We start from the raw sequence: 16220 nt of genomic DNA, 5'->3' as shown, positions 1-16220 counted from the left end.
CAGCAAGCCGTCGCGCTCTGTCTGGCCGTCTCCGCGTTGGCCGCGTGTTCAAAAAAGGTGGAAAAGGTCGAGGAAATCCGCCCCGTCAGGGCCATCGTCATCGCCGCCGGTAATGCCGATGTCGTGGCCGAGTTCCCGGGCGAAGTACGGGCGCGGGTGGAGTCGCGGCTCGGATTCCGGGTCGGCGGCAAGATCGTCGCGCGCAAGGTCGATGTCGGCAGCATCGTGCGACGCGGTCAGGTGCTGATGCAGCTCGATCCGCAAGATCTGCAACTGGCGCAACGCCAGGCCGATGCGGCGATGAAGTCGGCGTTGAGCAATCGCGACCTGGCCTCTGCCGAACTCAAGCGCTATCAGGAGCTGCGCGACAAGAATTTCGTCAGCCAGGCGACCCTGGACTCCAAGCAGACCGCCTATCAATCGGCGTTGTCGGGCTATGACCAGGCCGTGGCGTCGCTGCGCAATCAATCGAATCAGACCGGCTATGCCGTATTGACGGCGGACGTCGACGGCGTGGTCACGGCGGTCGATGCCGAAGCCGGGCAGGTGGTTGCCGCCGGCACGCCCGTGGTCAGCGTGGCGCAGGCCGGCGACAAGGACGTGGTCATCGGCGTGCCGGAAGACAAGGTCGATGTCTTGCGTCGCAGCGCCGATGTGCGCGTGCGCCTGTGGGCCAATCCCAAGGACACGATCGTCGGCAAGATCCGCGAAGTCTCGCCGATCGCCGACGCCGCCACACGTACCTATACTTTCAAGGTGGCCTTGCCTGATTCCGCGAAAGAGGTGCGGCTGGGCATGACGGCGTACGTCGCGTTCGCCGGCAAGACTTCCGGCGACATGATCCGCCTGCCGTTGACGGCCTTGTATCCGGTCAACGGCAAGACTTCGGTATGGCTGGTGGAAAACGGTGCTGTGAAGGTGGTTCCGATACAGCTCGGCGGGCAGAGCGGCAATGACGTGCTCATCGCCAGTGGCCTGACACCCGGACAGACCGTGGTGACCGCGGGCGTCAACCTGCTCAAGCCGGGGCAGAAGGTCAGGATCCTCGGCGCTGAGCCGCTTACCGGCGACGAGCCGAACGTCAAGGCGCCGCAAGGGAAGAATCCATGAACGGGGCGGACAAAGATAGCAACGAAGGCAAGGCTGGCATCGATGCCGCTGCCCAGCCTCGCGGCTTCAACCTGTCGCGCTGGGCGCTGGAACATGTCCCGCTGATCCGCTACCTGATCGTGGTGTTGATCATCGGGGGCGTGATCGGTTACGGCAAGCTGGGCCAGGACGAAGATCCGCCGTTCACTTTCCGCGCCATGGTGGTCACCGCCAAGTGGCCCGGGGCGAGCGCCTTGCAGATGGCCAACCAGGTCACCGACAAGCTGGAAAAAAAGCTGCAGGAGACGCCCTACATCGACGTCATCCGCAGCTATTCCAAGCCGGGCGAAACGCTGATCCTGCTGCAATTGCGCGAATCAACGCCGCCCAAGGAAGTGCCGCCGACCTGGTACCAGGTGCGCAAGAAAATCAGCGACATCAAGCTGACCTTGCCGTCGACGGTGCAGGGCCCGTTCTTCAACGATGAATTCGGCGATACCTACGGCTCGATCTTCGCGCTCTCGGCCGACGGTTTCACCTATGCCGAGGTCAAGGACTACGCCGACTTCGTGCGCCAGCAATTGCTGCGCGTATCGTCGGTGGCGAAGGTGGAATTGTTCGGCGTGCAGGACGAGAAGATTTACATCGAGTTTTCGCAGAAGAAATTTTCGCAGCTGGGCGTTCCCTTCGACACCATCGTCAACCAATTGGCTGCGCAAAATGCACTGGAGTCCACCGGCGTGCTGGTGACCCCGGGCGACAACCTGCAGGTGCGCGTGAGCGGCGCCTTCCGTTCGCCCAAAGAGCTGGAAGAGATGCAGTTGCGCGCCAACGGCACCACGTTCCGTCTGGGCGACTTCGCCGTGGTCAAGCGTGAATACGTCGATCCGCCGGTGACCAAGATGCGCTTCAACGGCAAAGAGGCGATCGGCCTCGGCGTGTCGATGGAGAAGGGCGGCGACATCATTGCGCTGGGCCGCAACCTCGACAAGATGTCCGATGAATTGCGCACCAAGCTGCCGGTCGGCATCGAGCTGGAGCGCGTGTCCGACCAGCCGAAGATCGTCGCCGATTCGGTCGGCGAATTCATTCATACCCTGGTCGAAGCGGTGCTGATCGTGCTGGCGGTCAGCTTCATCGCGCTCGGCCTGCACACCAAGCCGCTGCGCATCGACGTGCGGCCGGGGCTGGTGGTGGCGCTGACGATTCCGCTGGTGCTGGCGGTGACCTTCCTGTTCATGCGCATCTTCGACATCGACCTGCACAAGATTTCGTTGGGAGCGCTGATCATCGCGCTCGGGCTGCTGGTCGACGACGCCATCATTGCGGTGGAAATGATGGTGCGCAAGATGGAAGAGGGCCTGTCGCGCTTCGATGCGGCCACCTTCGCCTACACCTCGACGGCGATCCCGATGCTGACCGGCACGCTGATCACGGCGGCGGGTTTCCTGCCGATCGGCCTGGCCAAATCGGCGGCGGGCGAGTACACGTTTTCGATGTTTTCCGTCAATGCGCTCGCCTTGCTGATTTCGTGGCTGGTGGCGGTGGTGTTCACGCCCTACATCGGTGTGCTGCTGCTCAAGGTCAAGCCGGCGGCCAATGCCGACGGCCATCATGAATTGTTCGACACGCCGTTCTACTCGCGCTTCCGCAAGCTGGTGACCTGGTGCGTGGAGTGGCGCAAGACCACCATCCTGCTGACCTTGGCGGCGTTCATGCTGGGCCTGTTCGGCTTTCGCTTCATCGAGCAGCAATTCTTCCCGGATTCCAGCCGGCCCGAACTGATGATCGAGCTATGGCTGCCGGAAGGTTCCGCCTTCAAGGCCACCGAGGCACAGGCGAAGAAGTTCGAAGCCTTCATTCGCAAGCAGGACGGCGTGGAAAGCGTGACCAGCTACGTCGGCACCGGCAGCCCGCGCTTCTATCTGCCGCTGGACCAGATTTTCCCGCAGACCAACGTGTCGCAGATCGTGGTGCTGCCGAAGGACCTGAAGACGCGCGAGTCGCTGCGCCTGAAAATCGTCGACGCCTTCAAGAACGATTTCCCCGGCGTGCGCGGCCGCGTCAAGCTGCTGCCGAGCGGACCGCCGGTGCCGTACGCTGTGCAGTTCCGCGTGACCGGCACCGAAGTCGACAAGGTGCGCACCATCGCCGATCAGGTGAAAGCGGTGATGAACCGCAATCCCAACGTGATCGGCCTCAACGACAACTGGAACGAATCGGTCAAGTCCTTGCGCATCGATCTCGATCAGGACAAGTTGCGCGTGCTCGGCATCGGTTCGCAAACCGTCATGCGCACCGTCAACACCTTGCTGACCGGCACCGCCGTCGGCCAGTACCGCGAGAACGACAAGCTCATCGACATCCTGGTGCGCCAGCCGCTGGAAGAGCGCGCCACTATCGACGCGCTCAACCAGGCCAACATCCCGACCGCGAGCGGCAAGAGCGTGCCGCTGGCGCAGGTCGCGCGCGTGAGCCTGGCGTGGGAGCCGGGCGTGGTCTGGCGTGAAGACCGCGAATGGGCCATCACGGTGCAATCCGACGTCGCCGACGGCATCCAGGGGCCGACCGTGTCGAGCCAGATCAGTCCGCAACTCGACGCCATCCGCGCCCAGCTGCCGGCCGGTTACGCGATCGAACTGGCCGGTGCCGCAGCCGACAGCAGCAAGGCGCAGGATTCGATCGCCGCCAACGTGCCGCTGGTGATCTTCATCATCTTCACCTTGCTGATGCTGCAGCTGCATAGCTTCTCGCGCGCCATGCTGGTGTTCCTGACCGGCCCGCTGGGTGTGGCGGGCGCCGCGGTGGCCTTGCTGGTGCTGCATCGTCCGTTCGGCTTCGTGGCGCAACTCGGCGTGATCGCCTTGTTCGGCATGATCATCCGCAACTCGGTGATCCTGATCGACCAGATCGAGCACGACATCGCCGCCGGCGCCGCGCCGTGGGACGCCATCGTCGAATCGGCAGTGCGCCGCTTCCGCCCCATCATCCTGACCGCAGCGGCGGCGGTGCTGGCGATGATCCCGCTGTCGCGTTCGGTGTTCTGGGGCCCGATGGCGGTGGCGATCATGGGTGGCCTGGTAGTGGCGACGGCGTTGACGCTGCTGTTCCTGCCGGCGGCGTATGCGGCGCTGTTCAGGGTCAAGAAGCCCTAGGAAAATTGCCCCGGAGACGGATAAAAACGCAGACAGCCCGCCAAGCTTGCAGTAGAATAGCGGGCTGCATTAAAACTGCTACCTCATTGACAGGACCTGGTTCTCCGGCGTACACGCTGAAAAATCCAGCGCAAGCCGGTCAATGATTGCAACCTTTCAGCGAGGGTGGCGAAATTGGTAGACGCACCAGGTTTAGGTCCTGACGCCAGCAATGGTGTAGGGGTTCGAGTCCCCTCCCTCGCACCAGTCATTCCCTTTGTTTTTCCGTTCGCCCGGCTCCGCAGCGCTGACTTGTTCGTGCAATGCGCCGGGCGATTTTCATTTGCAACCTGATGTTTATCGAACCGGGAGCAGGCATGCGCTATCAGCATTACAAGGGCGGCATTTACGAATTCCTGTACGAGGCGACGCTGGAGTCGGACCTGACGCCGATGGTGGTGTACCGCGCCGCCAACGGCACCGTCTGGATCCGTCCGCGCGACGTGTTCCATGAAGTGATCGAGGTCGACGGCAAGCGCGTGCCGCGTTTTGCGTTGATGGCTGACGCAGGATAATGCCGGCGCTTCATCGCAGCGGACTGCGTCTTGTCTGCTAAGGTTGCATTCTCGTCTCATCTCCACAGCAAAGGAAACATCATGCGCAAGCTCTCATGTCTGGCAGCGATCACGCTGTCGCTGTCGCTGTCGTTGTCGTTATCGGCAGTCGTCCTGCCCGCCACAGCGCAGGAGCTCGGCGACGTCAGCACGGCGTTCCGCTGGCTCGGCAAGAACGATCGCATCGCGGTGGAAGCGTATGACGATCCCAAAGTGGTCGGCGTGACCTGCTACGTGTCGCGCGCACGCACCGGCGGCGTCAAGGGTACCGTCGGCCTGGCCGAGGACAAGGCCGAGGCCTCGATTGCCTGTCGCCAAGTGGCGCCGGCGATTTCCTTCAAGGGAACCGTGCCGGTGCAGGAGGATGTATTTTCGGAGCGCATGTCGATCCTGTTCAAGCGCCTGCACATCGTGCGGCTGGTCGATGTGAAGCGCAACACCTTGGTATATTTGACGTATTCCGACAAGCTGATCGACGGCAGTCCGATGAATGCCATCACTGCCGTCCCCGTGTCGACGTCCACTCCCATTCCGGTGAAATAAATCATGAAGACTATCAGAGCTCTCGCAGCCGAATTGCAGGCAGGGCAAACCACCAGCGTCAAACTGGTCGAGCAGGCGCTGGAGCGCATCGCCACTTATCGCGGGCAGGGCGGGGCAGCTTACGTCAGCGTCGACGCCGACCGTGCGCTGGCTGCCGCGCGCGCCAGCGATGCCGCACGTGCCGCCGGCAATGTACCGTCGCTGCTGGCAGGCTTGCCGGTGTCGATCAAGGATCTGTTCGACGTCCAGGGCCAGGTGACGGCTGCCGGTTCGAAGGCGCTGGCGGATGCGCCGGTCGCACAGGCTGATGCACCCGCCGTGGCGCGTCTGCGTCATGCCGGCGCGGTCCTGCTGGGACGCACCAACATGAGCGAGTTCGCATTTTCCGGACTGGGCCTGAATCCGCATTACGGCACGCCGCGCAATCCTCTCGATGGCACGCGTGTTACCGGCGGTTCGACCTCAGGCGGCGCAGTCAGTGTGGCGGGCGACATGGCGGTGATGGCGCTGGGCACCGATACCGGCGGCTCGATCCGGATTCCTTCGGCGTTCTGCGGCCTGACCGGTTTCAAGCCGACTGCGCGACGCGTCAGCCTGGACGGGGCGGTGCCATTGTCGACCACACTGGATTCGGCCGGGCCGCTCACGCGCAGCGTCGATTGCTGCGCGATTGCGGATGCGATTCTGTCGGGCGAAACCCTGGCCACCGATGCCGTGCCGCTGTCCGGATTGCGTTTTGGCGTGACGGAAGATTTCGTCAACGATGGCATGGACGATACCGTGCGCGCTGCATTCGAAGCGGCTTTGTCGCGCCTGCAAAAGGCGGGTGCATTGATCCAGCGTTTTTCCTTCCCTGAATTGAAAGAACTGCCGTCGATCAATGCCGGTGGCGGCTTCAGCGCAGCGCAATCCTGGGCCTGGCATCGCAGCCTGCTGGAACGTGCCGGCGACAAGTACGATCAGCGTGTGGCGGTGCGTATCCGCCGCGGCGCGCAGCAAAGCGCAGCCGATTACATCGATTTGCTGGCGGCGCGCCGCCGCATCGTCACCCAGGCCGAGCGCCGTCTGGCGGTGTTCGACGCCTGGCTGATGCCGACCGTGCCGGTGGTGCCACCGCTGTTGCAGCCTTTGCAAGACAGCGACGAAACCTTCTTCGCCACCAACGGGCTAGTGTTGCGCAATCCCAGCGTGATCAATTTCCTCGACGGCTGCGCGTTGAATCTGCCTTGTCCGTCCGACGGCAAGTTGCCGGTGGGCATCAGCATTTGCGGCAGCCGCGGCGCTGATGCCCGGGTGCTGGCAATCGGCCGTGCGGTCGAGGCGCTTTTGCACGGCGGGCAAGGCTGAGCGGCTTCTTCGGCGGTTTTTATACGCTCCGATTCGCCGTTTTGGCGCAAGGGCATCTTTTCCGTATAAAATAGCGGACTTTAGCGCGGCCGGGCAGGGCAAAAAGCGATGGTTTCCACGCTTGTTCTTTCCGGGCCGCACCACGGAATTTATTAATTTTTGGACGATTCACATGGCAACTGCAGTCGAAACTCTGAGCAAACTTGAGCGCCGTATCACCCTGACATTCCCTCTGGCCGACGTGCAGGCTGAAGTTGAAAAACGCCTGAAAGTGCGCGCGCGCACCGCCAAGGCGCCAGGCTTCCGTCCGGGCAAAGTGCCGATGAAGATGGTTGCCGCCCAGTTCGGCTACCAGGTCGAAACCGAAGTGCTGAACGACAAGGTCGGTCGCGCATTCAACGACATCGCCGTCGAAAACAACCTGCGCGTTGCCGGTTACCCGAAGATCGAGCCAAAGACCAGCGAAGGCGTTGCTGAAGGTTCGTTGGCGTTCGACGCCACATTTGAAATCTATCCTGAAGTCGTCCTCGGCGATCTGGCCTCGGCTGAAGTCGAGAAGACCACATCGGCTGTTTCCGACACCGAAATCGACAAGACCCTGGACATCCTGCGCAAGCAACGCGTGCACTACCACGTCAAGGGCGAGCAAGGCGCGCACGGCGACGGCGGCGAGCCTGTTGCACAAAACGGCGATCGCGCCACAGTCGACTTCGTCGGCAAGATCGACGGCGTTGAATTCCAGGGCGGCAAGGCTGACGCTTTCCCGTTCGTGCTGGGCGAAGGCCGCATGCTGCCGGAATTCGAAACCGCAACTCTGGGCCTGAAAGTCGGCGAGTCCAAGACTTTCCCATTGGCTTTCCCTGCTGATTACCATGGCAAGGACGTGGCCGGCAAAACTGCAGAATTCACCATCACGCTGAAGCAACTGGAATGGGCGCATCTGCCGGAAGTCGACGCAGAATTCGCCAAGTCGCTGGGTATCGAAGACGGCGACCTGACCAAGATGCGCGAAGACATCAAGCGCAACCTGGAACGCGAAGTCAGCGCTCGCACCAAGGCCAAGACCAAGGACAGCGTCATGGACGCCCTGATCAAGGCCAGCGAACTGGAAGTGCCAAAGGCATTGGTCGAGCAAGACATCGAACGCCTGATCGAAATGGCGCATCAGGACATGCAGCAACGCGGCATGGACCCGAAGGGCATGCAACTTCCGCGTGAACTGTTCACAGCACAAGCGGAACGTCGCGTTCGCCTGGGCCTGATCCTGGCTGAAGTCGTCAAGACCAACAAGCTGGAAGCCACCGAAGAACAAGTCAAGGCGCAAGTCGAAGACTTCGCACAAAGCTACGAAGATCCGCAACAAGTCCTGAAGTACTACTTCAGCGACCGTCGCCGTCTGGCCGAAGTCGAAGCCCTTGTTTTGGAAGAAAACGTCGTCAACTACGTGCTGGGTAAATCCAAAGTTTCCGAGAAATCGGTCGCGTTTGACGCCTTGATGGGCAACCAGCCGCAAGCGTAATCCGACCTTCCCGGGTAACATCAGAGAAGACTACGACGCATAAGGAATGCACATGACAGGTTTGATTAGGCAGTCTGCACTGGATACAGAAATGCTCGGCATGGTGCCGATGGTGATCGAGCAAAGCGGTCGCGGTGAGCGTGCGTACGATATTTATTCGCGCTTGCTGAAAGAACGCATCATTTTCCTGGTTGGTCCGGTCAATGATGCGACCGCCAACCTGGTGGTGGCGCAGCTGCTGTTCCTGGAGAGCGAAAATCCTGACAAGGATATCTCGCTGTACATCAACTCCCCGGGCGGCTCGGTGTCGGCCGGTATGGCGATTTTCGACACGATGCAATTCATCAAGCCGGACGTCTCCACGCTGTGCACAGGCCTTGCAGCCTCGATGGGCGCTTTCCTGCTCGCCGCTGGCGCCAAGGGCAAGCGTTTCTCGCTGCCGAACTCGCGCATCATGATTCACCAGCCTCTGGGCGGCGCGCAAGGTCAGGCATCGGATATCGAAATCCAGGCGCGTGAAATTCTGTACCTGCGTGAACGTCTGAACGCCATCCTCGCTGAAAAGACCGGTCGTACGATCGATCAAATCGGCAAGGACACCGATCGCGACAACTTCATGTCGGCGGAAGCCGCTGCGGAGTATGGCCTGATCGACCAGGTGCTGGAAAAGCGGGCTTGATTCGACGCGCCTAATTCGGATTTGCCGCGATTGCGTCGCCGATTCAGCGTCGCATAGCTGCATTTCAAGAAAACAAGAAAATGCCCGGACTGCGGTCCGGGCATTTTTCTTTTGCAGCGCATCATCGTATAAGTCTGTCAATGCGCGCTGTCAATCTGCGCTGTCAATGCTGCGATTAGGGACGGATTTCCGTCTCATTGCTTTTTTTGTCTGCGATCCCATATGGAGTACTCTGGAAGCTCGTTTTTACCGGCTTCCAAATATGGCGATTCCGTGACGAATCATGAAATCGCAGGTATGATCAAGCCGAACTCTATTCACATTTGCCCTATATGTCCGAGAAAAAATCTTCCAGTGGCGAAAAGCTGCTTTATTGCTCGTTTTGCGGCAAAAGCCAGCATGAAGTCAAGAAACTGATCGCAGGTCCGTCTGTCTTCATCTGCGATGAATGCATCGATCTGTGCAATGACATTATTCGCGACGAAGCTTCCAGCGTTGAGTCGGTTGCCGGTGCAAAATCCGACCTGCCGACGCCGCAGGAAATCTCCGAATTGCTCGACCAGTACGTGATCGGCCAGCAGACTGCCAAGCGCATCCTGTCGGTCGCCGTGTACAACCACTACAAGCGTCTGAAGCATCTCGGCAAGAAGGACGACGTCGAACTCGCAAAGAGCAACATCCTGCTGGTCGGTCCGACCGGCTCCGGCAAGACCTTGCTGGCGCAGACACTGGCGCGCATGCTCAACGTGCCGTTCGTGATCGCCGATGCGACTACTCTGACCGAAGCCGGCTATGTCGGTGAAGACGTCGAGAACATCATCCAGAAGCTGCTGCAGAACTGCAATTACGAAGTCGAGAAGGCCCAGCGAGGCATCGTCTACATCGATGAAATCGACAAGATCTCGCGCAAGTCCGACAATCCGTCGATCACCCGCGACGTGTCCGGCGAAGGCGTGCAGCAGGCGCTGCTGAAGCTGATCGAAGGTACGATGGCGTCGGTGCCTCCGCAAGGCGGCCGCAAGCATCCGAACCAGGATTTCGTGCAGATCGACACGACCAACATCATGTTCATCTGCGGCGGTGCGTTCGACGGCCTGACCAAGATCATTTCCGAGCGCTCCGAGAAGAGCGGCATCGGTTTCGGCGCCAACGTCAAGAGCCAGACCCAAAAGACCGCCAGCGAAGTTTTGCTGCATGCGGAACCGGACGATCTGGTCAAGTTCGGCCTGATCCCTGAACTGGTCGGTCGTTTGCCGGTGATTGCCGCGCTCAACGAATTGAACGAAGAAGCACTGATCCAGATTCTGCTGGAGCCGAAGAATGCGCTGATCAAGCAGTATTCCAAGCTGTTGCAAATGGAAGGTGCCGAACTCGAGATTCGTCCTGCCGCGTTGCAAGCGATCGCCAAGAAAGCGTTGGCTCGCAAGACCGGCGCGCGCGGCCTGCGCTCCATCCTTGAACACGCACTGCTGGACGTGATGTACGAACTGCCGAGCCAGCAAAATGTCGCCAAGGTGGTCATCGACGAGAACACCATCACCAACGGCGCCAAGCCTTTGCTGATCTACCACGAACAGCCCAAGGTTTCGGGCGCCTGATTGCCGGGCGTAGAGGGCTTCGGCGACAAAAATCGCCGGCCCGATTCGCCTCGACTAAAAGCGGTACAATAAACCGCAGACATCACTCCGGCTTCCATCGTAAAGCCACCCGAGGGCGACTTCGTGTGTGGCTTTTTTTGTTTCGGATTTCATTGTTTGTTTGGCATTTGTTTGTTTTCATCAACCGCAGCACTTACCTTGTTTTACCCGAAAGTTGTCGTGTTTTTATTTCAATCTGGGCTTGTGTTTTAGCAGCTCGCGCCAACATCACTAACAGTAACTTTTGATAAGGCTCGCCATGACGACTTCTACTCTCACAGAACAAACGCAATTGCCTCTGTTGCCGTTGCGGGATGTTGTTGTCTTCCCGCATATGGTGATCCCTTTATTCGTCGGCCGTCCGAAGTCGATCAAGGCTCTGGAAGCTGCGATGGAGCAGGGCAAGAGCATCATGCTTGCCGCCCAGAAAGCCGCCGCCAAGGATGAACCATCGGCTGACGACATCTACGAAATCGGCTGCGTCGCCAACATCCTGCAAATGCTGAAGTTGCCCGACGGCACCGTCAAGGTCCTGGTCGAAGGCGCACAGCGCGCGCGCATCCATCACATCAGTGAACTGGACACGCACTTTGTCGCCGATCTGACGCCGGTCGAATCCGAGCTGGGCGACGAGGCTGAAGTCGAAGCCATGCGCCGCACGATCGTTCAGCAGTTCGACCAGTACGTCAAACTGAACAAGAAAATCCCGCCCGAGATCCTGAGCTCGCTGGCCGGCATCGATGACGCCGGCCGCCTGGCCGATACCATCGCTGCACATCTGCCGCTCAAGCTCGAGCAAAAACAAGTCATCCTGGAAATCTTCAACGTCGCCAAGCGCCATGAGCATCTGCTCGGCCAGCTGGAAGGCGAACTGGACATCTTGCAGGTCGAAAAGCGCATCCGTGGCCGCGTCAAGCGCCAGATGGAAAAGTCGCAGCGCGAGTACTACCTGAACGAACAGGTCAAGGCCATCCAGAAGGAGCTCGGCGAAGGCGAAGACGGCGCGGATCTGGAAGAGCTGGAGAAGAAGATCCTCTCCGCCAAGATGCCGAAGGAAGCGCTGGAAAAGGCGCAATCCGAACTCCGCAAGCTCAAGCTGATGTCGCCGATGTCGGCCGAAGCCACGGTCGTGCGCAACTACATCGACACGCTGGTCGGTTTGCCATGGAAGAAGAAGTCCAAGGTCAACAACGACTTGCCGAATGCAGAGAAAGTCCTTGAAGGCGACCATTACGGCCTCGACAAGGTCAAGGAACGCATCCTGGAATACCTCGCCGTGCAACAGCGCGTCGACAAGCTGAAAGCGCCGATCCTGTGCTTCGTCGGTCCTCCGGGCGTGGGTAAGACCTCGCTGGGTCAATCGATCGCCCGTGCGACCAACCGCAAGTTCGTGCGCATGGCGCTGGGCGGCGTGCGCGACGAAGCCGAGATCCGCGGCCATCGCCGTACCTACATCGGCTCCATGCCAGGCAAGATTCTGCAAAGCCTGTCCAAGGTCGGCGTGCGCAATCCATTGTTCCTGCTCGACGAAATCGACAAGCTGGGCATGGACTTCCGCGGCGATCCATCGTCGGCGCTGCTGGAAGTGCTGGATCCGGAACAGAACCACACCTTCTCCGATCACTACATCGAAGTCGATTTCGACTTGTCGGATGTGATGTTCGTGGCGACGTCGAACTCCTTCAACATCCCGCCGGCGCTGCTGGACCGGATGGAAGTGATTCGCCTGTCGGGTTACACCGAAGATGAAAAGACCAGCATCGCACAACGCTATCTGCTGCCGAAACAGATCAAGAACAACGGTCTGAAAGAGGGCGAGATCAGCGTGGCCGAGTCGGCGCTGCGCGACATCATCCGCTACTACACCCGTGAAGCCGGCGTACGTTCGCTGGAACGCGAAGTGTCGAAGATCTGCCGCAAGGTCGTGAAGATGCTGCTGCTGAAGAAGCAGGAGAAGAAGGTCACCGTGACTTCGCGCAACCTGGACAAATTCCTGGGCGTGCGTCGTTTCGACTTCGGTATCGCCGAAAAGGACAACCAGGTTGGTCAAGTCGTCGGCTTGGCATGGACCGAAGTGGGCGGCGATCTGCTGACCATCGAAGCCGTGACGATGCCGGGCAAGGGCGGCGTGATCCGCACCGGCACCCTGGGCGACGTGATGAAGGAATCGATCGAAGCTGCGCGCACCGTTGTACGCAGCCGCGCCAGCAAGCTCGGCATCAAGAGCGAAGTGTTCGAGAAGCGTGATATCCACATTCACGTTCCCGAAGGCGCGACGCCGAAAGACGGTCCATCGGCAGGTATTGCGATGACCACGGCGATGGTGTCGGTGTTCACCGGCATCCCGGTTCGCGCCGATGTGGCGATGACCGGCGAGATCACCTTGCGCGGCGAAGTATTGCCGATCGGCGGTCTGAAGGAAAAACTGCTGGCGGCGCATCGCGGCGGCATCAAGACGGTCCTGATCCCTGAGCAAAACGTCAAGGATCTGACCGAGATTCCCGACAACGTGAAGAACAAGTTGGAAATCGTGCCGGTGCGCTGGATCGACAAGGTGCTTGAAATTGCCCTGGAGAGCCAGCCGGTTCCGTTGACCGAAGAGGAAGCCGCGGTGGTTGCTGTCGCCCCGAAGGAATCGACTGATCCCAACGTCCTGAAGCATTGAGGTAATTAGTTCGGCGGTCCATCACGGTCGTCGATCAAAAAAGGCGCTCTTCGGAGCGCCTTTTTTACGTCTCGCTTCACCAGCGCAGGCGATCGTTGATAAAAAGATAAACGTTTTACATCATTGGAAAGACGGCATTTGGAGAGTCTGGTAAAACCCCGGTAAACCGCTTGACACAAGGATTTGCGACTTGTTTAATACCTTCTGCAGATTTCTCTGCAAGGTCCGTGATGCGTGTTTTCGCCTCACTGAATCAACGGCGCAGGCGTCACGAAATGAAGCTTTGTTCAATCTTTAGTCTGAAGGGGCGTAAGTGAATAAAACCGAATTGATCGATCACATTGCGAAGCAGGCCGACATCTCGAAAGCGGCATCGGGACGTGCGCTGGAAGCCGTGATCGGCGCAGTGAAAACCACGTTGAAGAAAAATGGTTCCGTGACCCTTGTTGGTTTCGGCACCTTTTCGGTCGGCAAGCGCGCCGCGCGTACGGGGCGCAACCCGCGTACGGGAGCTGCAATCAAGATCAAGGCTGCCAAAGTGCCGAAATTTAAACCTGGCAAAGGTTTGAAAGATGCGCTAAACTAGCGGTCTTTCGTCGTTGACAGACGATAAAAGACTGTTTGGGGTTAAGGTGCGGGTGCTTAGCTCAGTTGGTAGAGCAGCGCCCTTACAAGGCGCGGGTCGGGAGTTCGAGCCTCTCAGCACCCACCAAATCTCAAGTGGTCAGCAACGATTTAGGAGTGGTAGTTCAGTTGGTTAGAATACCGGCCTGTCACGCCGGGGGTCGCGGGTTCGAGTCCCGTCCACTCCGCCAGATCAAGAAAGGCCCGAGAAATCGGGCCTTTTTCTTTTTCTCTTCCCCATAGGTGATCCATTCGGGTGGTCCATTCGACCACTATAATGCGTATTCCAACCTACATTCATCGCTCTCGGCACGGCATCTTCTTTTTTCGTATCGTCGTGCCCAAATCGCTTCGGGGGAAGTTCAATGGGCAAGGGGAAATCAAGCGGTCTCTGCACACGCGTAACCTGCGTGATGCCATGCGTATGGCTCGGCCACTGGCCTTGCAGTTATTCGACGTATTTGCCCGCCTGGGAGGCTCAATGAGCCCACAGGGACAGCCTCCAAGCGTGCAAGACCTGCTGGATAAGGCTCAGGCTGGAAACCTCCAAGAACTCAAATCTACGCAGTCTGTGACTCTTCCTAACGGCGTTCAGCATTCTTTGACCGTGGAGGCCGAGTCCACTGACCCGGCTGAATTGGCGGCGTTTAAGAAGGTCGACGAACAAAACGTGGTCAAAATTGCCGGCATCGTCCGCGAATATCACTCGGCACATCCTCAGCAGGCCCTTTCTTCCGAAGCCGTGGCTTACCTGCAGCAGCAAGACAATGACCTCAAAACCTTCGGGACATCTTTGCAATGGAGCAAGAAGTCGGCCGCAAAAACACTTCACGCCTCATTTCATTCGCCAACGCCGTCCGCCAATGCACTTTCTGTTCGCTGGCAAGAATACTTCCTGCAAGTAACGGGCACGGATTGGAGTAAATCCAAGACTGCCAAAAGCAATCAACGGATGTTTGGGCATTTCCAGGCATGGCTGACGCAAGATATTGATATCGCCAGTATTGATCGAGACACGATTAATCGCTTCATCAATCACCTGTTGACTGAGCGGGTTGTCGAAGCGGGTGATCGCCGGGGACAAAAAGGCTTGGATCAACGATCCGTCGATAACTACACGTCGATCATCAACAAATTTCTGACCTGGGCTCAAAACAAAGAGTATTTCCCCAACGATCAGCGATTACCGACCGCCAAGCAAGCCCTTGTCAGCCGAAAGGCACGAAAGAAGCGGGAGGAAAAGGCCAATCCACCATATACCCTCGGCCAGTTGAAAAAGATCTTCGATCCGAAGCAGTATGAACACGATTTGGCTCATCATTTTTGGCCGCCACTCATCGCACTGTTCAGCGGGGCTCGGCGCCGGGAAATCGCTCAATTGCTGCTTTCTGACTTCTACGTGGAAGATGGCATTCATGGGATGTCGATCAATGTCTTGGAAGACGAAGACAAGAGCGTTAAGACACCTGCGGCAGTTCGTGAAATTCCAGTTCATCCGGTACTTATCGAATTGGGATTGTTGGATTACATCGAAGATGTTCGGGCCTTGGACCTGGGGCCTGAGTTATTTCCAGGAATCGGCATCAATGCCGACGGTGAGAAGGGGAACGCAGTGGGGCATGCGTGGGGCCGGTATTTGGATAAAGTACTCGGGAAGGAGGGCAGCAGTCCGACTTTCCATTCATTCCGTTCCACGGCTTTAGGTATTTTGAAAAAGAAAAAAGTGAGCTTTGAAATGCGATGCCAATTGGCCGGACATGAATTTGATCATGTCAGCCAAGTTTATAGCGACGAGAAATTTACCTTGGCGGAACTCACAACAGATGCCATTCCGAAATGGGTATATGAGGGGCTGGATTTGTCTGGGCTTAAATACACCCGGAATCAGTTTGATCGATCAACTCGGGGATCGACGACTCAGCGAATTCACCGAGAGAAAATCATCGCAGCAAAAAAGAAACGCATCCACGAGCAATAAAAACTACACATTTAAAAAGCATCATGAGCATATCGATCATCGTTAGTCGCCTGGTACATTCAGGTCAAGAAATCCCTCTGAAAGAATGGCAAGAGTACGTTGAAAATAATCCTACTTTAAGACTGTGTGAGGATGAGAACTCGGCGGTTAATCCTGTCACGAAAGAAGTGATCAAGATGAAGAGGCCTGAGGGAGCCTCGGAAATCAAGGTGGATGACGAGTGGAAGAATTTCTTGTGGTGGAGCCGAGGTGAATTGTACGCAAGGTATCACCCAGACTTTGACAATCCGATCAGTCCGCTTCGGCAAGCCGTGGTCTCGGCGGCTCGCCGCTTTTCATCTCAAATCATCACGGACGTAGACGACACGCCCTTGGATTGGTAGGTACGTAA

At 58.4% G+C, this 16220-nt stretch carries 12 protein-coding genes and 3 tRNA genes; all 15 read left to right on the top strand.

Going from position 1 to position 16220, the window contains the following annotated elements; all coding sequences use genetic code 11:
* Positions 1–57 precede the first annotated feature (57 nt).
* The 15 genes from E4P32_RS07270 (at position 58) to E4P32_RS07200 (ending at position 16212) form a co-directional block, all read left to right on the top strand.
* Positions 58–1110: an efflux RND transporter periplasmic adaptor subunit gene (locus tag E4P32_RS07270; protein ID WP_116433845.1), complete on the top strand. Its 1053-nt coding sequence runs from the start codon at positions 58–60 to the stop codon at positions 1108–1110.
* Positions 1107–4244 (top strand): efflux RND transporter permease subunit, encoded by a 3138-nt coding sequence (locus E4P32_RS07265; protein WP_116432595.1) that lies wholly within the window; start codon positions 1107–1109, stop codon positions 4242–4244. The genes E4P32_RS07270 and E4P32_RS07265 overlap by 4 nt, the downstream gene beginning before the upstream one ends.
* A 159-nt stretch (positions 4245–4403) precedes the next feature.
* Positions 4404–4490: transfer RNA gene (locus E4P32_RS07260), tRNA-Leu, on the top strand.
* A gap of 110 nt (positions 4491–4600) precedes the next feature.
* Complete coding sequence (locus E4P32_RS07255) at positions 4601–4798, top strand: DUF1653 domain-containing protein (RefSeq protein ID WP_116432596.1); 198 nt, start codon at positions 4601–4603, stop codon at positions 4796–4798.
* Positions 4799–4879: 81 nt separating this feature from the next.
* Entirely contained in the window at positions 4880–5380 is a 501-nt protein-coding gene (locus E4P32_RS07250; RefSeq protein ID WP_116432597.1) for a CreA family protein, read from the top strand.
* Positions 5381–5383: 3 nt separating this feature from the next.
* Positions 5384–6727, top strand: a complete 1344-nt coding sequence (locus E4P32_RS07245; protein ID WP_116432598.1) for an amidase — start codon at positions 5384–5386, stop codon at positions 6725–6727.
* A gap of 172 nt (positions 6728–6899) precedes the next feature.
* Positions 6900–8246: a trigger factor gene (gene tig, locus E4P32_RS07240; protein ID WP_116432599.1), complete on the top strand. Its 1347-nt coding sequence runs from the start codon at positions 6900–6902 to the stop codon at positions 8244–8246.
* A gap of 52 nt (positions 8247–8298) precedes the next feature.
* A complete protein-coding gene (clpP, locus tag E4P32_RS07235) occupies positions 8299–8925 on the top strand; it encodes an ATP-dependent Clp endopeptidase proteolytic subunit ClpP (RefSeq protein WP_053197783.1) in 627 nt (208 codons plus the stop codon).
* A gap of 332 nt (positions 8926–9257) precedes the next feature.
* Positions 9258–10523, top strand: a complete 1266-nt coding sequence (gene clpX / locus E4P32_RS07230; protein WP_016832872.1) for an ATP-dependent Clp protease ATP-binding subunit ClpX — start codon at positions 9258–9260, stop codon at positions 10521–10523.
* Positions 10524–10821: 298 nt separating this feature from the next.
* The gene (gene lon / locus E4P32_RS07225) at positions 10822–13227 is read left to right on the top strand and encodes an endopeptidase La (protein WP_116432600.1); all 2406 of its coding nucleotides are present in this window, start codon (positions 10822–10824) and stop codon (positions 13225–13227) included.
* Between the two features lie 313 nt (positions 13228–13540).
* Entirely contained in the window at positions 13541–13813 is a 273-nt protein-coding gene (locus tag E4P32_RS07220; protein ID WP_116432601.1) for an HU family DNA-binding protein, read from the top strand.
* 50 nt (positions 13814–13863) lie between these two features.
* A tRNA-Val gene (locus tag E4P32_RS07215) sits at positions 13864–13939 on the top strand.
* 26 nt (positions 13940–13965) lie between these two features.
* Positions 13966–14042: transfer RNA gene (locus E4P32_RS07210), tRNA-Asp, on the top strand.
* A gap of 86 nt (positions 14043–14128) precedes the next feature.
* On the top strand, positions 14129–15829 hold the full coding sequence (locus tag E4P32_RS07205) for a site-specific integrase (protein ID WP_116432602.1): 1701 nt from the start codon (positions 14129–14131) through the stop codon (positions 15827–15829).
* A gap of 23 nt (positions 15830–15852) precedes the next feature.
* On the top strand, positions 15853–16212 hold the full coding sequence (locus tag E4P32_RS07200; RefSeq protein WP_116432603.1) for a hypothetical protein: 360 nt from the start codon (positions 15853–15855) through the stop codon (positions 16210–16212).
* Positions 16213–16220 lie beyond the last annotated feature (8 nt).

Origin of the sequence: Herbaspirillum sp. 3R11 (assembly GCF_004563925.1) — a bacterium.
GTDB lineage: Bacteria > Pseudomonadota > Gammaproteobacteria > Burkholderiales > Burkholderiaceae_D > Herbaspirillum.
This window is presented reverse-complemented; position numbering and strand designations above follow the sequence as displayed.